The 18805-nt window shown below is 56.1% G+C and carries 17 protein-coding genes; 12 read left to right on the top strand and 5 right to left on the bottom strand.

What is annotated here, in order from left to right; translation table 11 throughout:
* Positions 1–22: 22 nt before the first annotated feature.
* Positions 23–523: a type IV secretion system protein VirB6 gene (locus tag ABD76_RS00315; RefSeq protein ID WP_197253282.1), complete on the bottom strand. Its 501-nt coding sequence runs from the start codon at positions 521–523 to the stop codon at positions 23–25.
* A 170-nt stretch (positions 524–693) separates the two neighbouring features.
* Between ABD76_RS00315 and ABD76_RS00310 the strand changes: the two genes are divergently transcribed.
* Complete coding sequence (locus ABD76_RS00310) at positions 694–1548, top strand: carbon-nitrogen family hydrolase (protein ID WP_197253280.1); 855 nt, start codon at positions 694–696, stop codon at positions 1546–1548.
* Positions 1545–3413: a glycoside hydrolase family 3 protein gene (locus ABD76_RS00305; RefSeq protein WP_197253278.1), complete on the top strand. Its 1869-nt coding sequence runs from the start codon at positions 1545–1547 to the stop codon at positions 3411–3413. Before ABD76_RS00310 ends, ABD76_RS00305 begins: the two co-directional genes overlap by 4 nt.
* 51 nt (positions 3414–3464) lie before the next feature.
* Here ABD76_RS00305 and ABD76_RS00300 read toward each other — a convergent pair whose 3' ends face one another.
* Positions 3465–4394 (bottom strand): LysR family transcriptional regulator, encoded by a 930-nt coding sequence (locus ABD76_RS00300; protein ID WP_197253276.1) that lies wholly within the window; start codon positions 4392–4394, stop codon positions 3465–3467.
* A 162-nt stretch (positions 4395–4556) separates the two neighbouring features.
* Here ABD76_RS00300 and leuC point away from each other — a divergent pair, with 162 nt between their 5' ends.
* The 4 genes from leuC (at position 4557) to ABD76_RS00280 (ending at position 8374) form a co-directional block, all read left to right on the top strand.
* A complete protein-coding gene (gene leuC, locus ABD76_RS00295) occupies positions 4557–5981 on the top strand; it encodes a 3-isopropylmalate dehydratase large subunit (protein WP_197253274.1) in 1425 nt (474 codons plus the stop codon).
* A gap of 13 nt (positions 5982–5994) precedes the next feature.
* Complete coding sequence (gene leuD, locus ABD76_RS00290) at positions 5995–6609, top strand: 3-isopropylmalate dehydratase small subunit (protein WP_197253272.1); 615 nt, start codon at positions 5995–5997, stop codon at positions 6607–6609.
* A 173-nt stretch (positions 6610–6782) separates the two neighbouring features.
* Positions 6783–7622, top strand: a complete 840-nt coding sequence (locus ABD76_RS00285) for a C39 family peptidase (RefSeq protein ID WP_197253270.1) — start codon at positions 6783–6785, stop codon at positions 7620–7622.
* Between the two features lie 152 nt (positions 7623–7774).
* On the top strand, positions 7775–8374 hold the full coding sequence (locus ABD76_RS00280; RefSeq protein ID WP_197253268.1) for a TetR/AcrR family transcriptional regulator: 600 nt from the start codon (positions 7775–7777) through the stop codon (positions 8372–8374).
* Positions 8375–8399: 25 nt separating this feature from the next.
* Here ABD76_RS00280 and ABD76_RS00275 read toward each other — a convergent pair whose 3' ends face one another.
* From ABD76_RS00275 to ABD76_RS00265, 3 genes are read right to left on the bottom strand one after another with little or no spacing between them, the layout of a single operon-like run.
* A complete protein-coding gene (locus ABD76_RS00275) occupies positions 8400–8555 on the bottom strand; it encodes a DUF5316 family protein (RefSeq protein ID WP_206765468.1) in 156 nt (51 codons plus the stop codon).
* Between the two features lie 53 nt (positions 8556–8608).
* On the bottom strand, positions 8609–10258 hold the full coding sequence (locus ABD76_RS00270; RefSeq protein WP_197253266.1) for an MDR family MFS transporter: 1650 nt from the start codon (positions 10256–10258) through the stop codon (positions 8609–8611).
* A 24-nt stretch (positions 10259–10282) separates the two neighbouring features.
* Positions 10283–10735: a MarR family winged helix-turn-helix transcriptional regulator gene (locus ABD76_RS00265; RefSeq protein ID WP_197253264.1), complete on the bottom strand. Its 453-nt coding sequence runs from the start codon at positions 10733–10735 to the stop codon at positions 10283–10285.
* Positions 10736–11041: 306 nt separating this feature from the next.
* Between ABD76_RS00265 and ABD76_RS00260 the strand changes: the two genes are divergently transcribed.
* The 6 genes from ABD76_RS00260 to ABD76_RS00235 form a co-directional block, all read left to right on the top strand.
* The gene (locus ABD76_RS00260) at positions 11042–12526 is read left to right on the top strand and encodes an N-acetylmuramoyl-L-alanine amidase (RefSeq protein ID WP_197253262.1); all 1485 of its coding nucleotides are present in this window, start codon (positions 11042–11044) and stop codon (positions 12524–12526) included.
* Between the two features lie 63 nt (positions 12527–12589).
* Positions 12590–13198, top strand: a complete 609-nt coding sequence (locus ABD76_RS00255; protein WP_197253260.1) for a GerMN domain-containing protein — start codon at positions 12590–12592, stop codon at positions 13196–13198.
* A gap of 103 nt (positions 13199–13301) precedes the next feature.
* Positions 13302–16064, top strand: coding sequence for an S-layer homology domain-containing protein (locus ABD76_RS00250; protein ID WP_197253258.1), 2763 nt, complete (start codon positions 13302–13304; stop codon positions 16062–16064).
* 80 nt (positions 16065–16144) lie between these two features.
* A complete protein-coding gene (gene nth / locus ABD76_RS00245) occupies positions 16145–16813 on the top strand; it encodes an endonuclease III (protein ID WP_197253256.1) in 669 nt (222 codons plus the stop codon).
* 25 nt (positions 16814–16838) lie between these two features.
* Positions 16839–17096, top strand: coding sequence for a hypothetical protein (locus ABD76_RS00240; RefSeq protein WP_006679882.1), 258 nt, complete (start codon positions 16839–16841; stop codon positions 17094–17096).
* Between the two features lie 95 nt (positions 17097–17191).
* A partial coding sequence (locus ABD76_RS00235; RefSeq protein WP_242069272.1) for a dynamin family protein occupies positions 17192–18805 on the top strand: 1614 nt, incomplete at its 3' end.

Here is an 18805-nt window from a genome sequence, read left to right as displayed (position 1 = left end):
AAGGAATCGGCCGTCCCGAGGGTCAATTGCTTGATGGCGTCACCTGCCGCGGGGATGCCGGAGCAAGCAGGTTCTGCATGAACGGCTTCACATTCGCCGAAATGCGCAGCAGGAACGGCTTGCGCTGCTCGGAGAAGACGAGGAGCAGCGGGTCTTTATCCGGACAGTAGATTAAGAACACATCCTTCGTCTTCAATTCCGCAGACGGGAGCTTGATCTCCACGGGAGATTCGAGCGGAATGCGGACGATATAGCCGCAGCTGCTGTCGATTGTCAATTGGGGGGCGACTCCGGTAACGGATTGAAGCCATTCCCTCGCGGCTGCCTGATGTTCTTCCTGGTTCGGAATCGTCTTAATAATGCGTTCCTGCTGCATGTCGAACAGTTGAACGGGCGGAACCTTCGTTGACGGGGCGGTGTTCCCGGTCTGGAATTCCGCAGGAAATGCGCCGGCGGCGCCGGCCCAGGCGAAGCCCCCGATCAGAAGCGCGGCCGCCGCAGCTTGAATTGCTTGTCTTATCATAAGGAAAACTCCTTTCTTTTCGTTGCCATAATAGAGGATGCTCAGAAAGCCGCCGTTGAACACGAACGTAAAGACCTTCTATAGTGTGTCCGGCTTGACTCCATTCCATGAAAAGGTATCATGAAGGAAAGTGTGGAAAAACAGACAGAGCGAAGGAGCGTGTCAATCGAATGAAGCCGGAAGCATGGAGAATATGCCTGATTCAAATGGATGTCATCATTGGAGAGCCGGAACGCAACGCGGACCGAGTCAAGCGCCGCATCGAGCAAGTGATGGACCGTCCGGGTACCCGGCCTGACGTCATCGTGCTCCCGGAAATGTGGAATACGGGCTATGCGCTGGAAAAGCTCGATCAATTGGCCGATCCGGGAGGAGAAACGGCGCGGGAGCTGCTGTCGGGGCTGTCGGCACGGCATGAAGTGAATATTATCGGCGGATCGGTGTCGGTTCGTGAAGGAGGCCGCTTTTATAATCGCCTGTATGTAACGGATCGCCAGGGACGGATTGCGGCTCAATACGACAAGACGCATCTGTTCCGGTTGATGGATGAGCATTCGTATTTGAGTGCGGGAGATAGACTGGGCCGCTTTGAACTGGACGGCGTGGCGTGCGGCGCCATCATTTGCTATGATCTGCGCTTCCCGGAGCTTGCGCGCACGCTGGCTCTCGACGGCGCGGAGGTGCTGTTCGTGCCGGCCCAGTGGCCGCATCCGCGCCTTCACCACTGGCGCACGCTCCTGACGGCCCGGGCCATCGAGAATCAGATGTTCGTCGCCGCCTGCAATCGGGTGGGCACAAGCCTCGGAGCGAACGGAACGGCATCCGCCTTCTTCGGCCATTCGGTCGTGCTTGATCCTTGGGGAGAAACCATTGCGGGGGCGGAAGAAGAAGAGACGGATATTTACGCGGATATCCCGTTGTCATCCGTCTTGGAGGTCCGCAGGCGCATTCCGGTATTCGCCGATCGGAGCGAATCATTGTACCGCGGAAGCGGGCAGCCCGCTTCCGCCGAGGAGCGGGCATGAGCACGCCCCCGCGCTCGAACCGGCACGTGCGGAAGCGGAGAGGCGCTGCCCGGCGGAAGCTCATCATCCTGGCCTCGGCGCTGCTTGCCGCCGCCGTCGGGATCGGAGCCTGGATCGTCCTTCAGCCTCAGGGAGGGCCGGCGGGAGGGCCCGATACAGGCGCCAGCGGCCCTTCGTCTCCCGGCGGGAGGCCGGCTGGAGACGAAGGAGCAGCCCCCCGGCAGGAGAAGGAGAAGGCGTTCATTGAACAGACCCTGTCTGGCATGTCGCTCGATGAGCGGATTAGTCAAATGCTTATGGTGGATTTGGAGGCGGTCGAGCGGGAAAGCGGCGGCGTCCAACTGGAGGAAGCGATGCGGCAGCTCCGTCCCGGCGGGGTCGTACTCTTCCGGGGCGATATTCCGGATATCCGCACGGTATTGACGCTGAATCGCGGCTTGCAGCAGACGGCCGCCATCCCGCTGTGGATCAGCGCCGATCAGGAGGGCGGCATCGTCACGCGGCTGCCCTTCGCCTCTCCGCTGAACGGCAATATGGCCATCGGCGCGACGGGGCGTGCGGAAGCGGCCGCCGAGACGGCGGCCACACTTGGCGAGATGCTCGCCAAGCTGGAGATCAATCTCGACTTCGCGCCGGTCGCCGACATCAACAGCAATCCGGACAATCCGGTCATCGGCCTCCGCTCATTCGGATCGGATCCGGAGCAGGTTGCGGACTTCGTCACATCGTTCATCGGCGGCATGCATGCCGCCGGGCTGCCTGCGGTAGCCAAGCATTTCCCCGGCCATGGGGATACGGCGACCGATTCGCATATCGGGCTGCCGAAGCTCGATTACGATCTCTCGCGCTTCGAATCCGTCGAATGGGTGCCGTTCCGGGCCGCAATCGCGGAAGGCGTCGATGCGATTATGAGCGCGCATATTCAAGTGCCGCAGCTGGAGCCGGCGACAGCCGTCTCGAAGCTGGACGGGAAGCCGATTGCGCTGCCGGCGACCTTATCGCCGCGTATCTTGACCGGCGTGCTGCGCGAACAGCTTGGATTCCAGGGGGTCATCGTGACGGATGCGCTCAATATGAAGGCCATCGCCGATCACTTCGGGAGCGAGGAGGCGGCGGTCATGGCCGTGAAGGCGGGGGCGGACATGCTCCTGATGCCGCCGGATCCGGCCGCGGCGGTGAGCGCGATACACAGGGCGGTGGAGGACGGCGAGCTTGAGGCCGCCCGGATTGACGACAGCGTCCGCCGAATATTGCGGATGAAGCGGAAATACGGCCTCCTGCCCGACACCGCCTCCCCGCCAATCCCGCTGGAGGACGCGATCCGGGGAGCCGAGGCGTTTTTCCAATCAGGCTCGGCGGAGGAGACGGCCGATCGCATCGCTTCCGAAGCGGCAACCGTGTGGGGGAACGCAGTGAAGAAGAATTTGCCGCTGCTTCGCGGAGACGGTCGCCGCGTCATCCTTATCGGAGATCAGGGGACGGTGATGGAGCGCGTCCAGCGTGAGATCGAAGCCGCCGCTTCCTCCATGGCGGGGGGCAGCATCCAGGTTGACGCAAGGACGGCAGCGGAGGCTCCATCGCCGCGGAAATGGCCGGACGGGGCGATCGCGGTCTGGGTCACGCAGGACCTGCATCATGATCGGGGCAGCGCGGAGACGGCCAGAAGCTGGTTCCAGGCCGCGGCGGAGCAGGGCATTGCGGCCGCCGTGCTGTCCGTCGGAACTCCGTACGATATGGCCGAACTGCCGGATATCCCGCTCGGGATCGCCGTCTACGGGACGACGCCGAGCAATCTCCGCGCCGGCGCCGAGGCGCTGTTCTCCGCCGAACCGCCCGCAGGCAAGCTGCCGGTCGCGCTGCCATAAACAGACATACAGCCCCGAACCGTCACAGGCGGTCTCGGGGCTGTTCTTCATTTACGGGGCTTCGGATCGGCTGCCGAACCGCTCGGCGACCGTCGTTTTCAAGGTCTCCATGAAGGCTGATGCCGCATGGGACATATATCGGCCCTCACGATAGGCGATGACGAGCGTGCGGGCGGGACGTCCGGCCAGCGGCAGGTAGGCGGGGACGAATTCGATGCGCGGCGCCCGGGCGATGAAAGCGGGGACGAGCGCGACGCCCATTCCGGCGGCCACAAGCGATTGCACGGTCTCGATATTGCTGCTCTCGAAGACGACATTCGGCTGGAAGCCGGCCTGCTCGCACAGATCCATCGTCAGCTGCCGGAAGCCCTGTCCCCGCTTCAGCAGGATGAACGGCTCGTCCTGCAGGGAAGCGAGCGGAACGGCTTCGGCGGGAGCTCCGCTCTTGGGCAGGAGGGGGTGATGGTTTGGAACGGCAAGCAGAATCTCCTCATCGACAAGCGGCTCCCAGGTGAGGGCCGGATCGGTCAGCGGCAGCGAGAGCAAGCACAGATCGTTTTTGCCTTGAGCGGTCATCCGTTCCAGATTGGATGTCGATGTATCCTCCACGAGCACAAGCTCGATATCCGGGTAGATGGAATGGAACGAAGGAAGGACGTGCGGAAGCAGGTGAGAGCCCGTAATCGGCATCGTCCCGATGACGACTTTGCCTTTTTTCGTCTGGCTGATATCGGCCATTTCGCTTTTTAATTGCTCCAAAGCATCCCATATTTTCTGGGCGCGATCGACGAAGATCTCGCCGGCATGCGTCAGCTCGACCGAGTTCGTGGTGCGGCGGAACAGCAGCACGCCGATTTCCTTCTCCAGCTTGGACAGCTGCTGGCTGAGCGAGGGCTGGGCGATATGCAGCTTCTCGGCTGCCCGCGAGAAATTGCGTTCCTGCGCAATCTGCACCGCATATTGTAGTTGCCGGAATTCCATAGGTACGTCCTCCAAATGAATGAGTAATGATAACTTGATGATCAACTTTCGTTATAGGTTGAACCTATCATTGTTATAGATATTATATCTTGGATCAATGAAGAATCAAATGCTATATTCATTCTAATAGTACAGCGCATTATGCGGAGAGGTGAAGAACGAATGGCTGCAAAGAAAACGATGTATGAAAAAATTTGGGATGATCACGTTATCGTTCAAGAGGAAGGAAAGCCGGGGATTTTGTACATTGATCTGCACCTGGTGCATGAAGTCACATCGCCGCAGGCGTTCGAAGGATTGCGCATGAGCGGCCGGAAGGTGCGCAGACCGGAATTGACGTTCGCTACAATGGATCACAACGTGCCGACGAAGGATCGCTTCAACATTACCGATCCGATCTCGAAGCAGCAGATCGACACGCTGTCCAAAAACTGCGCGGAGTTCGGCGTAACGCTGTTCGATCTGAACAGCATCGATCAAGGAGTCGTGCATGTCATGGGCCCTGAGCTCGGCTTGACCCATCCGGGCAAGACGATTGTATGCGGGGACAGCCATACGTCCACCCATGGGGCGTTCGGAGCGCTTGCCTTCGGTATCGGCACGAGCGAGGTCGAGCATGTGCTGGCAACCCAATGCCTGCAGCAAGCCAAATCGAAGACGATGGAAGTGCGGTTCGTCGGCAAGCGGAAGCCGGGAGTAACGGCCAAGGACATGATACTCGGCTTCATCGCCCAATATGGAACGGACTTCGCGACCGGGTATGTCATCGAATATACGGGCGAAGCGATTCGCGAACTGACGATGGAAGAGCGGATGACGGTATGCAACATGTCGATCGAAGCGGGGGCGCGCGCCGGACTGATCGCGCCGGACGAGACGACCTTCGAATATTTGCGGGGACGCCAGTATGTTCCTCAGGGCGAAGCCTTCGACAAGGCGATCGAGCGCTGGAGGCAGCTCGCCACCGATGAAGGGGCCTCCTATGACATGGTCGTGGAAGTCGATATGGACAGCCTCATTCCGCAGGTAACCTGGGGCACGAGCCCGGGCATGGGAACGGATATTACGGCCGCGGTGCCGAATCCGGCAGATTTCAAGACCGAGAATGAGCGCAAGGCCGCTGAGAAGGCGCTTGAATATATGGGGCTTACGCCGGGAACGCCGATGACGGAGATTAACATCGATTATGTGTTTATCGGATCATGCACGAACGGACGGATTGAAGATTTGCGCGCGGCCGCGGAAGTGGCCAAAGGGCATAAAGTGAGCGATAAGGTCACCGCGATCGTCGTGCCTGGATCGGGCCGCGTCAAATTGCAGGCCGAGCGCGAAGGGCTGGACGTCGTGTTCAAGGAAGCGGGCTTCGAATGGCGCGACGCCGGATGCAGCATGTGCCTTGCGATGAATCCGGACGTGCTGCAGCCGGGGCAACGCTGCGCATCGACTTCGAACCGGAATTTCGAAGGACGCCAGGGCCGCGGAGGCCGCACCCACCTCGTCTCTCCGGCGATGGCTGCGGCCGCTGCCATTAAGGGGCATTTCGTCGATGTGCGGAATTGGGAATTCAAGTCGGAAGTATTGAACTAGGAGGGAACGGACGATGCAACCATTTACAACGATGACGGGATTGGTGGCGCCGGTGGATCGCGTGAACGTAGATACGGACGCCATCATTCCGAAGCAATTTTTAAAGCGGATCGAGCGCAGCGGATTCGGACAATTTCTGTTTTATGAATGGCGGTTTGACGAGGAAGGGAAGGAAATTCCGTCCTTCTCGCTCAATCAGCCGCTATACAGCGGAGCGACCGTACTGCTCTCGCGGGCCAACTTCGGCTGCGGCTCCTCGCGCGAGCACGCGCCGTGGGCGATCCTCGACTATGGATTCCGCTGTGTGATCGCACCTTCCTTTGCGGATATTTTCTATAACAACTGCTTCAAGAACGGCATTCTGCCTGTCAAGCTGTCGGAGGAGCAGGTGGAGGAGCTGTTCCAGCGGACGGCGCGCCATGAAGGCTACAAGCTCCATATCGACCTGGAGAACAAGCGGATAACCGATGATTACGGCTTGGACTGCTCGTTCGATCTCGATGAGCACCGCCGCCAATTTTTGCTTCAGGGACTGGATGATATCGGGTTGACCCTCCAGCACGAAGATGCGATTGCCGCCTATGAAGCGAAGCATGCGGAGCGTCTGGCCGTTTCCGCATCCCAATAATAGACGAGACTCCCTGCCTCGAAGCTTAGCCTTCGGAGCAGGGATTTTTTGCTTATGCGGTTCATCCGCAGGAGGACATATGCCATCTACAGGGAAAGGCGCTGTACAGAATATTTATGGGACATGCCGGAACAATAGGACTGTAAATATTTTGGAAGGTGGGGGAATTGGCAATGATTACGCGTGTGGGGCTCCATGTCCTTGTTGTTGTCCTGTTGGCTATCGCGCCTGGCTGCGCTCCTCAAGCTCAACAGCAGCCAGCGCCTGATGCGGCTGATCAGCGTGATTTCGACCGCGAGAGACTCAATGCGTCGAGTTCAGAAATAGAAGCACCCGATGATACGCAACGCAAGAAAAGCAATCGAAACAATCGGGACCAATCGCTCTCGCAAGAGCCGCCTCGTCCTCAGCGGAAGGAGAAGATACTGCTGGACGTTCCCCTGGTCGCGCAAAATCCTGAATTAAAATACGGTTGCGAAGTGACAAGCTTAGCGATGATATTGAAATATGCCGGAATTCAGGTCGGAAAAATGGAGCTCGCGGATAAAGTAAAAAAGGACCCGGACCGCCTGCAGACCGGCAAGGGCGGCGATATTACGCACTGGGGCGACCCGAATGAAGGCTTTGTCGGAGATATTACGGGGAAACAGAAAGGCTACGCGATCTATGCCGAACCGCTTGAAGATCTGATGAAAAAATATTTGCCGGGCCGTACCGTCAATTTGACCGGCCAACCGTTCGAGCATGTGCTGCGGCACCTAAGCACTGGAAAGCCTGTCGTGACCTGGACTACAGGCGATTATAAATTACCTGATCGATGGGAGTCGTGGAAGCATGGAAATGAACAAATTACGACTCCGCTCGATCTCCATGCGGTCGTGTTGGCAGGTTACGATCCGGACTATGTATATCTCAATGATCCGCTATCGGCCCGCAAGGCAGTCAAAGTAAATAAGAAGCAATTCATCGACTCATGGCATGCGCTAGGTTCCCAGGCATTGTCGTATCATTGATGCATCGCCCCGGTTTTTCTATCGTGAACAAGCATGTGAAGCCCTCGCGCAATAGAGTCTGCCTTGACGGCACTTGAGGAAGGTCATATACTCGGCATGATGATAGGCATGAATCGAAGCGCTTACCTTGTTGCTCAAGAGGGGGGAGTTCCATGAGAGAGCGGCTGATGCAAGCGGCCCTGGAGTTGATGTCGATACAGGGACTCAAATTTACGATGAGCGATCTGGCCAGGGAGATGGGGATAAGCAAGCGAACTATTTATGAACATTTCTCCTCAAAGGAGGAGTTAATCGGCTCGATCGTTGACCAATCGATCGATGAAGTGATCCAGCTTGAGAAAGGGATTTACGAAAATCCGCACTGGAGCAGTCTGGAGAAGCTGAGGCGGGTGCTCTCCATCGTGCCGAGCGGGCTGAAGCTGAGCGATCAGCGGCTGCTGGCGGAGATGAAGCGGCTTGCTCCGAATGAATGGAATAAAATCAACAATTATTTGCAGGAAGAATGCGGGTGGTCTACCGTAGCCAATATCATTGAAGAAGGCATTGCCGCCGGGGAAATACGGCCTGTTCATGTGCCGAGCGTCGTGCAGATGATGATCGGAGCTTCGGCCGCCTTGTTCGATCCCGAATTTCTGATGCGTTCGTCCTGTACGCTGCAGCAAGCGGTAGCATTAATGGCGGAGACGATGACCCAGGGATTGGCGGTTCCGGTCAGCGATGCGGAGACCCACACGGGAGACGCGCACATTTGAACGGCAACATAGCGGGGATACCGGTTTACCGGTATACGATTAGGTAGAGGAGGAGCGAAGTCAGCAAGCTTGGCAGGCCGAGCAGGATCAGCGTCGCCCGGAAGCTTGTCTGCCTTCGCGCATCTTCCTCCGAGTTGTATGTAAGATAGAATTGCCGATTAATGGAACGTTTGGATTGCAAAGAACCGCCTAATCCGAAAGGGATAAGGCGGTTCTTTCTAAGTACCGAGCATATTAAGATTTGGAATTGACCACGACCTGCTGTCTCACTTCTCCTGCATGGCCATCTTGCTTCACCTGGACATCCTTCGCGGAGCGAAGCGGGATTTCCTTGAGGAAGAAGGTCAGGACGACGGCAACCGCCGTGACGATAGCGCCTGTCAGGAACGTGCTGGTCACGCCGTAGCTAAGCGCTTCGCGCACCATATGAACGAGATTGTCGACCATCGTCTGAAGTTCGGGCGGAAGCTGGCTCATGATGCCTTCCAGCTTCGGCTGATCGAGCAGCGTCTGCGGATTCATCACTTCCTTGATCGATTCCGCATATTTCGGGTCGATCTGCATTTGGCCGCCGGAAGCGCCGGATGCCGCGCCAAGCTCGGTCATTTTGCTGGTCATGTGCGAGCTCATGACCGTTCCCATCACGGCGATGCCGATCGTTCCGCCCAAAGAACGGAACAACTGCGACGATGCGGTCGCGACGCCGAGCTGCTTCGGTTCTACCGCATTCTGAATCGTCAAAGAGAAGACAGGCATGCTGATGCCCAGCCCGAGTCCGACGATGCACATATAGATAACGGTAATATAAATCGCCGTCTCCGGAGTCATGAAGTGCAGCAGCACCATGCCGAAGGTCATAATGAGCAGGCCGGCGATGGCCATCTTTTTATATTTTCCCGTCTTCGAGATGAACTGGCCGATAAATGCCGTGCACAGAATCATGACAACGGACATCGGCATCGTGACATAACCAGAATAGGTTGGGGAGATGCCCTTGACCCCTTGCACAAAGAACGGAACATAAATGATGGCGCCCATCATGCCGGCATTCAACACGAATCCGGCCAGGTTCGACACGGTGACGATGCCGTTGCGGAACAGCGACAGCGGCAGCACCGGAGATTTCACCTTCATTTCCACCAAAATGAAAATGATGAGAGAAACGAGGGTTGCCGAGAACAAGCCGATGATTTGCCATGAACCCCAAGGATATTTGCCCGCGCCGTCTCCCGCCCAAGAGAAGGCGAGCAGCAGCGGCACAATGGTCGTCGTCAGGAAGATAGAGCCCCAATAGTCGATCGATTCTCCTTCTTTACGTTCCACTTTCGGGAACAGGGCGATGATCATGAAGAAGGCGATAATGCCAAGCGGCAGGAACATCCAGAATACCCATCTCCAATCCAGATGGTCGACCAGATATCCTCCAAGCGGCGGCCCCAGCACGCTGGACAGTCCGAACACGCCGCTCATGACGCCCATCCATTTCGCCCGCTCCCGAGGCGCATAAAGGTCGCCGACCGCCGTAAATGCGGTAGACATAATGATGCCGGCGCCCATCCCCTGGATGCCGCGGAAGGCGATCAATTGAAAAATATCGGCGGAAAAACCGCTCAGGAAGGCGCCCAGCATGAACAGAGCGATACCCGCCAAAATAAAAGGCTTGCGGCCATATATGTCGGATAATTTGCCGACCAGCACGGTAGCGACCGTCGAGGTCAGCAAATAGATCGTAATGGCCCATGTATAATAGTCCATCCCGCCAAGCTTCGCGATAATGCGCGGCATGGCGACCCCGATGATCGTCTGATTGATGGCCGAGAAGAACATCGCCGCCATAATCGCGATCATGATTGTTAATTTTCGTTTTTCCGATAAATGTTCCATAAATCCACTCCTTGTCTTACTCCCTTACTCGTCCAGCATTTCTTCTTCATATTTGTCCAGGTTCTCCAGCAGCTTCTCATAGGTGCGATTGAGATGCTGCAGGTCATCTGCCGGCAAGTTATTGAACAGATAGCGGATGATCTCCAGCCGCTCCTGATGAAGCTCCCTCATCATATCCATGCCTTTGTCGGTAATCTCCAGGTAGACAACCCTGCGATCCTCCTCGTCGCGCTTGCGCTGCGCATACCCGCCCGCGATCAGCTTGTCGGAAATGCTCGTGACGCCGCCGGGCGTAATGCCAATCGATTCCGCCAGGCCGGACACCTTCTGCGGCCCTTCAGTCGCCAGCTTCACGAGGATATAAGTCTGTGAATCGGACAAGCGATCGTTGAACTTCTTTTTGCGCAAGCACTGAATCTTGCGGGACACTCGCCAGAACAACCGCTCGAACTGAATGAGATCCTCATCTCCAGCCATTATCCAGCCTCCTTTAGTTGCTATATTGTATACAAAATATAATGTATACAAGTTAATTAGTTTACTAACTAAAATAATAAAAAGCAATTCATAGTATATTCCTCTGATTAGATGGCGTCAACCTTTTTTTAAAAGTTTTTCTTGCCACGGACTTCCAGTTCCATTACCTTAATAAGTAAAGGCAAAATATAACCGAAAAATGTTGAAAACACGCAACTTTTGTTCATGTTTTCCGTCTAATATATCGTCCGGTCTGAACACATAGACAAATAGGCCGGAACAATATGAAAGGATGTAGAGGTGAAGATGAAAAAAGGAAAAAAAATTGGTGTAGCTCTGATGCTCATGTGGTTGTTCATGCTGTTTCCTCAATTGGGACAAGCCGCTCCGACAGGAGCCTTGTACCTGGATGGCAATTCCATTTCATTGCCGGAAAAGATTACGTTAGTTCATTCGGTCACTATGATTCCGGTTCGCGTCGTGTCGGAACAGTTAGGGTATAAGGTCGATTGGGACCCGAAGGCGAAGACGGTAGCCATATATAATGACAGCAAACGATTGACTATGGCCGTCGATCAGAAGACGGCAACGGTAGATGACAAGGAAGTCAAGCTGGACGTAGCGCCGATGCTTCAAAAGGGCACCACACTTGTGCCGCTGCGGTTCATCGGCGAGAATATGGGATTGACGGTAGATTGGGACAAGGAGACCAAGTCAGTCTATCTGTTCACGGCTGACGAGTCCTCCGAAGTCGTCCCGCCAACGCCGGGTACCCCGAGCGGCGAGGACGCCAATGGAAGCGGCTCGAATTCGGAAGACGGGAATTCCGATGGCAGCGTTGACGGTGTAGTGAACCCTCAAGAAGGGGATGCCCTAGTCACTGATTTTTCATTCATCGATAACAAGTTACATATCTCTGCTTCCCGCAGCGTCGTCCCGAGCATCATGACAATGGACTCCCCGGATCGGGTCGTTATCGACTTCCCGAAGGCCTTATTTTCCGATGAATTTTTTGAGAAATTCGGTTTCGACGCCGGCAGTCAAGGGGAAATGGAAATTACGGACTACCCTGACGTGCAGCGAATCCGCTTTGCGATGTTCAGCGACAATCCGAATACGGTCCGGTTCGTCATTGACTTGGACAGCCCGTATCACGGGAAGATCACCTATAATGAATCGGGGCTGACGACGGTCGAACTTGTTCCTGGCAAAGACACCTCTCAACCGAAGCCTCCGATTAAGACGGACGGCAAGTATACCGTCGTTATCGACGCCGGACACGGCGATCACGATTCCGGGGCCGTCAGCGTGAAAAAGCGGTACGAGAAGGATTTCAATCTGTCGCTCGCTCTGAAGGTTGGCGAGATTTTGCGTCAAGACGACCGGTTCAACACGGTGCTGTCGCGCGAGGATGACACGTTCCTGGAGTTAAGTGAACGGGCGCAGCTGGCGAACAGTCTGAATGCCGATCTGTTCGTGTCGATTCATGCGAACAGCGTTGACAATAAACCATCTGTGTCAGGGACGGAGACATACTACTGGCGCGCGGAGAGCAAGGCGTTCGCCGAGACGATGCACAAGCATCTGATGGAAGGGACCCAATTCAAAGACCGCGGTGTCCGCAAGGCGAATCATCATGTCACGAGAGAGACGAAAATGCCGGCCATTTTGCTTGAAGTCGGGTTTTTGACCAATGACGCCGAAGAAGCCCAGCTTTTTGACGAACAGTTCCAACAGCGCGTCGCAGACCACATCGTCAAGGGGATTCTTGACTATTTGGGCTTGTCCTGAGGATGAAAACGCAACTTTTTGCTTCGTGTTGCGTTAGGAACGGTGTAAAGGAGGTCATTACTGATGAAAAATCAAAAATGGTGGGGATTGGCTGCGATCGTCCTGTCAATCTCTTTGGTTACTGCGTGCGGCGCCAAGCCGACGACGAATGCCGGGCAGCCGGAAGTGCCTCCGGCCGAGACGCAGCCGGATAACGGGGCGGTTCAAGAGCCGGACCCATCAGATTCGAATCAGCAGCAGGAACCGAATAAGGAGGAGCCTGCGAACCAAGAGCCGGAGAAGCAGGAGCAGTCGATTACGGCTTATGTGTCCGATAGCGATCTGATGGAGTTGAAACCGTACACCGCCAAGATTCAATTCACGGATGATGAAGAAAAATATAGAGAAGCGCTGAAGGCGCTCCAGACGTCTGACAACCCGGAAGACACACCGTTATGGAAAAAAATAGAATTCAAGTCGGCGAAGCTGAGCGACGGCACATTAACCGTTGATATTCATATTCCGGACGATGCCCGACTCGGCGCCGGCGGCGAATCGTTCGCCATCGAAGCGTTGACGAAGACACTGTTCCAGTTCGACGAGATCAAAGCGATTGATGTGCTCGTAGACGGGCAAGCGGCCGAGAGCATGATGGGGCATGTCACGCTGGAGCATCCGATCCACCGAGAATAATACCGAACTTTTTGGGAACAGGGGCAGGAATTGCCCCTGTTCTTGTCGAAATAGAACTACTTATAGCAATTTTTCATGGACTATTATGGGAAGGGGATTACATATGCAATCGAATCATACACAACCAAAGCGCAAGTTCCGAACGCTTGGCAGCGCGCTGCTTGCCGTCTCGCTGACGCTCACTTCCGCGCCAATGGCCGTCTTGGCGGCAGAGTCCGGACAGACGGCGCAGAATCAGTCTGCGTCCGCGGGAGTAAGTCCGATGTTCAGCGATGTCAATTTGGGGTTCTGGGCTGAGAAGCATATACATAAGCTTGCAGCTTTGGATATTTTGAAGGGCAACAACGGCAAATTCCGCCCGAATGACGACGTAACCCAGCAAGAAGCGATCACGATGGCCATCCGCTTTATGGGTCTGCAAGGAGAACTGAACTCGTCCGATTCGGTCGCGCTTCCAGCCGATTTCAAGGTGGGCAACATTTTCAAGCCTTATGTCGTGCTTGCCTTCCAGAAAGGGCTTATCGATAAGAACGAGGAAATGGCAAATCCGGATCCAAAGAGCAACTGGGGCGAGAAGAAGGCGACGCGCGAATGGATTACGAAAATCCTCGTGCGTGCCGTCGGCAAGGAAGAGGAGGCCAAGCAGGCGAAGAACAAGCAGACCTCTTTCGCCGATAACAGCAAGATCTCCCCGTCCGCTCTCGGCTATGTCAATACGGCCGTCGATTTGAAGCTGGCAGCGGGTCTGAACGGCAACAAATTCGACCCGCAGGGCAAGGTAACGCGCGCGCAGCTTGCGACCTTTTTCAGCCGCGGGGAGAAGATAGCGGACGTCAAGCGCGACAATGAGTCGGTTGGGTATATTATGGGGCTGACGGATAAGGAAATCCGCCTGTACGGGGAAAATGGCCAGGCTTCGACGTTCCGTCTCGACGACAAAACGCTGTATTACCAGGCCGATTCGGAGAAAGCGATCAAGGCATCCGATCTCGCGCTATACACGAAGGTGCGCGTCCTTGGCAGCGCCGGAAACGGCGTCTTCGTCGAGCTGCTGGACAACACGCCGCAGGTGGAAACCTCTCAAGCGACGCTGAAATACGCGGTCAGCTCGGAGAACAAGCTGTACGTCAAGCGTGACGGCACCGCGGATTTGACTGAAATTTTCTATGATTCGTCGACCGTATTGAAAGACGCAAGCGGCAATACAATCCAGGCTTCGCAGCTGACGGAGGACAGCGTGCTGGAGATTAAGCGGGAAACCTTCACCTCCGATCGCAAAGTAATCGAGATTCAAGTGAAGTCCGGCCCGGTCAACAAAACGGATAAAGGCACCGTGGTCGCCGTCGACGCGACCAACCGCTCCATTACGATTAAGCCGGAGAGCGGAAGCGAGGAGACCTTTACCGTTGCCGAGGACGCGGTTGTGCGCTACAAGGATCAACTGATGAACGGCATCAAAGATTTGAAGCCGGATTCGACCATCTCCTATGTCGTCAAGAACAGTATCGTGCAGTCGATTGAACTGACTCAATTGACGGAGATGACGGTGACGGGCCGTCTGTACGAGAAGGGTGCCGCCAAGACGAGCTTGACGATCCGCAAGGAGAATGACAAGCTGGAAGCGAAGATGCTTGCGCCGAACGTGGAAATCATTATGGAAGGCATCAAGATTCCGACGTTCGATGATCTGGTTGCCGGAGAATTCGGCGATCGGGTGGAGCTGACATTGAACAGCGATGATCTGGTTACGAAGATCAAGGTGCTTGATCGGAAGCTGGAGACGCTAATCGGGGTAACGATTATCAACTATGACAGAACCAATAATCTGTTAACCGTGATGGACGCGAACAAAGTGCCTTACGCCTTAAAATTGACTAACGAGACGCGCTTCGAGCGCAATGGCGATAGTGTGTACATCGATGATATCGTAAGCGAGCTGCGGGAGGGGAAGAAGAAAGCGAATATCCAGCATACCGCAAATCAAGCCCTGCTGGTCCAATTCGTCAACAAGTTCGAAGGCACGTTCATTTCAGCAAGCAGCACCGCCAAGACAGTTACCGTGAAGCTGGATAACGGCGTACCCGTGACGCTCCCTTATAAAAGCAGCACATTGTACGTGGAGAGATTCGATAAGTCGAGCGCGACGGTGGCCGATCTCCGCAGCGGCGATTATATCGTGGCCTACTTGACGGACGATCAGACAACCGTCAACTCCCTCGCGCTGCGCACCATCGAACAATTCGAGGTTGAATCCGTCGATACGTCGCGGAACCGCATCCGTCTGCGCACGTCCGGCTCGAAAGTAGAGGAGTTCAGCGTCGGCAGCACGTCCTTCTATGATCTGGACCGCAAGAGAATCAAGCTGGCCGATATCAAGCCGAACGAGTATCTCAATGTGGTGATGGACGGCCGCAACTTCGTCGAAGCCAGCAAGGTGCAAGTGACCTATGGACGCATCGAATCGATTGACGCCTCTACCGGGGTGATGCAGGTTCGTGATAATAAGGGCAGCGCATCAGTACATCAGCTCGGCAAAAATCCGGTGATTCAAGTGGACGATTCTTCTTCCACAAGCAGTATCAATGCGCTCAAAACCGGCGATCGGGTCTTTGTGCGCAAGAACGCTGACGGTCTGACCACCGTCAATCTGATCACCGGCACGAAGCGGAGCTTCTGGAGAGTAAGCGGAGATCAACTGTATGTCAAGCGTTCGCTTGCGGAGAGCAACTATATCTTCAACATGGAGCCAAATGTGTATGTTCATTCCAAAGGCGACAAAATTTCATTGTCCACGATTAAGGAAGACACTGAAATTATGGTCTATATCGTGAAAAACAAGGTTGTTGAAATCGAAAGATTGTCTTAGAATACAGTAGGGTTGTAATAGACCGTCTCATTCCCGCACAGGGATGAGACGGTTTTTACCTGAGGAATGGAGGGAGCGAATTGGCAACCAGTGCACGTGTACGCCGAATATTGGACACGATCGCCAGCATGTATCCGGATGCGCATTGCGAGTTGATCCACTCCAATCCGTTCGAATTGACGATTGCCGTTCTGTTGTCGGCCCAATGCACGGACGAGACCGTCAATAAGGTAACCGCGGACTTGTTCCGGAAGTATAAGCGCCCCGAGGATTATTTGGCGGTGCCTCTGGAGGAGCTGCAGCAGGATATCCGGCGCATCGGGCTGTACCGCAACAAGGCAAGCAACATCCAGAAGCTGTGCCGCATGCTGCTCGACAAGTATGACGGCGAGGTGCCTCGGGAGCATGCCCAATTGACCGAGCTTCCCGGTGTCGGGCGCAAGACGGCGAACGTCGTCGTCTCCAATGCGTTCGGCGTGCCAGCGATCGCGGTGGATACGCATGTGCAGCGGGTAGCCAAGCGCTTGAAGCTGGCCGATGAACAGGACAGCGTGCTGGAAGTGGAGAAGAAGCTGATGCGCAAAGTTCCGCGGGACGAATGGACGCTTACGCATCATCGGCTTATATTTTTTGGACGTTATCATTGCAAAGCGCAGTCGCCCCGATGCGAGATCTGTCCTCTCATCGATTGCTGCCGCGTGGGAAAAGCACGTATGAAAGCGACCAAACCAAGAAAGACTGGAAAATAAAAGAACGTGAATAGGAGCGGTCGCGATGAAATGCATTTCTGTCTATACGAATGATTTTGAGCAGTTTTCCGATATCTACGAGGCCATCATTCAGACTCCGCTGCAGGAGGATGAAGAGAAAGAAGTAGAGGGCGTAACGATATACGGAGCCGGCGAGGTGCCTGCGCAATATGTGGATCGCATGCGCCAGAAGCGGGGGGTCGTCGTGATGAAGGTGAAGGATTTGGGCATCACGATTTTGCAGCACGGCGAGCAATTTGAAATTATCCTCCCGGAACAATAAAATATGGTAAACTAGAAACCGAGTCTAAGGCGATTGAGCCGAGGCTCGGTTTTCATTATGTCAGGCCTTATTTTCCTAGACCGGAGGACATGCAGATGCTGGACTTGAATGCAAAGCAAACGGCCGCAGAAACGACAGCAGGAATTAGCTCCATGGAAGCGTGGCTCGAACATACGGCGGAACGATTCCACGAGACAGGCGATCTTGCCCGGAGCCGGCAAATGCTTGACTTGCTCGGCAAATGGCGGGACGGCACGATCATATTGGCGTTCTGCGGACATTTTTCCGCCGGCAAATCGACGGTTATCAATCGGCTGTGCGGAGCGGAGCTGCTGCCGTCCAGTCCCATCCCGACGAGCGCGAACGTCGTGACCGTTCGCTACGGCAAGCGGCGCGCCGATATTGTGCGCAGGGACGGCGAGCAATCGAGCGTCGTCTCCGTGCCGATTGAACAGCTGGCGGAGGTGTGCCGTGACGGGGAGACCGTGGAACGGGTCTATCTGTACAATGAAGCCGACTGGCTGAAGGACGGGATCGCTCTGCTCGATACGCCCGGAGTCGATTCAGCCGATCCGGCCCATCGGGAAGCGACGGAAGCGGCCATGCACTTGGCTGATGTCGTGTTCTATGTGACCGATTACAATCATGTTCAATCCGAATATAATTTTGCGTTCGCGAAGGAAGTGGCCGATGCCGGCAAGCCGCTTATCTGGATCGTGAACCAGATAGACAAGCACCGCGAGCGCGAGATCGCGTTCGACACTTACCGGGATGACGTGAAGCGGGCGTTGGATGCCTGGCAGCTCAAGCCGGCTGCCATTTTCTATGTCAGCTTGAAGGAGCCGGACCATCCGCTTAATGAATGGACCGCATTGGAGCGTTACATGCGCCGCATCGTCGAAGACAAGGAGGCGTTGGTCCGGTTCGGCGTGGAGCGTGCCGCGAGGGAACTGGCCGTCTCCCATATCGCGATGCGCACCAGGCCGATCGAGCAGGCGCGGCAGGCGTGGATGGAAGCGTTGGGCGGGACGGAAGCGGCACAGGCGCTGCGGCACCGCTGGGAGACGCAGCAGGCGGCCGTGCGCGCCGCGGAGGCCGAAGCGCAATCCGTGTCCTCGGCCTTCCAGGAGGCGCTGCAGAAGCTGCTGCGCGATGCGAATATTACGCCGGCGGCGACACGCGACCTGGCTCAGTCGTATTTGGAGGCGCGAATGCCCGGCTTCCGTGTCGGGCTGTTCTTCACCGCCGCGAAGACGGAGCAGGAGCGCGAGCGGCGCCTTGCCGCCTTCGCGGACGCTTGGCGGGAAGGAGTCCGCGCCAATGTGGAGGTCCATGTCCTGCGCATGATCCGCGATGCGGCCCGGGCCGCCGGAATGGACGAGGCGAAGGCGGCCGCGGAGATGGAAGCGGCGCTGCCGGCGCTGGATGGCCCGTGGCTGGCGCAAGCGGTTCAGCCCGGGGCAGGGGCCCCGTCGGAGTATACGCTCAATTATTGCCGCGCGCTCGCCGACGATGCGCGATCGCTGATACGCCGCGCCGTCCTGGCTCAGGCGGAGCCGTACCTCGCTGCGCAGCGGGCCCGGCTGGAGCGGGAAGCGGAGGCGCTGCGGGCGCAGGCCGGCGAGCTGAACGCCGAGCTGGCGGAAGATATGCGGCTGGCCGGACAGGAGCAAGCGATCGCGGAAGAGCGCGCCGCGCTGCTCGCGTCG

It is taken from the genome of Paenibacillus dendritiformis, assembly GCF_015845845.1.
GTDB lineage: Bacteria > Bacillota > Bacilli > Paenibacillales > Paenibacillaceae > Paenibacillus_B > Paenibacillus_B dendritiformis_C.
The sequence above is the reverse complement of the archived record's forward strand: the minus strand, read 5'-3'. Positions and strand labels throughout refer to the sequence as shown.

Excerpts from the sequence above, each read along its gene's own strand:
- ABD76_RS00240 (WP_006679882.1), top strand. The coding sequence starts at position 16,839 with ATGAAATGCATTTCTGTCTATACGAATGATTTTGAGCAGTTTTCCGAT.
- ABD76_RS00265 (WP_197253264.1), bottom strand. The coding sequence starts at position 10,735 with ATGGCTGGAGATGAGGATCTCATTCAGTTCGAGCGGTTGTTCTGGCGA.
- ABD76_RS00305 (WP_197253278.1), top strand. The coding sequence starts at position 1,545 with ATGAGCACGCCCCCGCGCTCGAACCGGCACGTGCGGAAGCGGAGAGGC.
- ABD76_RS00280 (WP_197253268.1), top strand. The coding sequence starts at position 7,775 with ATGAGAGAGCGGCTGATGCAAGCGGCCCTGGAGTTGATGTCGATACAG.
- ABD76_RS00250 (WP_197253258.1), top strand. The coding sequence starts at position 13,302 with ATGCAATCGAATCATACACAACCAAAGCGCAAGTTCCGAACGCTTGGC.
- ABD76_RS00315 (WP_197253282.1), bottom strand. The coding sequence starts at position 523 with ATGATAAGACAAGCAATTCAAGCTGCGGCGGCCGCGCTTCTGATCGGG.
- leuD (WP_197253272.1), top strand. The coding sequence starts at position 5,995 with ATGCAACCATTTACAACGATGACGGGATTGGTGGCGCCGGTGGATCGC.
- ABD76_RS00270 (WP_197253266.1), bottom strand. The coding sequence starts at position 10,258 with ATGGAACATTTATCGGAAAAACGAAAATTAACAATCATGATCGCGATT.
- ABD76_RS00285 (WP_197253270.1), top strand. The coding sequence starts at position 6,783 with ATGATTACGCGTGTGGGGCTCCATGTCCTTGTTGTTGTCCTGTTGGCT.
- ABD76_RS00255 (WP_197253260.1), top strand. The coding sequence starts at position 12,590 with ATGAAAAATCAAAAATGGTGGGGATTGGCTGCGATCGTCCTGTCAATC.
- ABD76_RS00300 (WP_197253276.1), bottom strand. The coding sequence starts at position 4,394 with ATGGAATTCCGGCAACTACAATATGCGGTGCAGATTGCGCAGGAACGC.
- leuC (WP_197253274.1), top strand. The coding sequence starts at position 4,557 with ATGGCTGCAAAGAAAACGATGTATGAAAAAATTTGGGATGATCACGTT.
- ABD76_RS00260 (WP_197253262.1), top strand. The coding sequence starts at position 11,042 with ATGAAAAAAGGAAAAAAAATTGGTGTAGCTCTGATGCTCATGTGGTTG.
- ABD76_RS00310 (WP_197253280.1), top strand. The coding sequence starts at position 694 with ATGAAGCCGGAAGCATGGAGAATATGCCTGATTCAAATGGATGTCATC.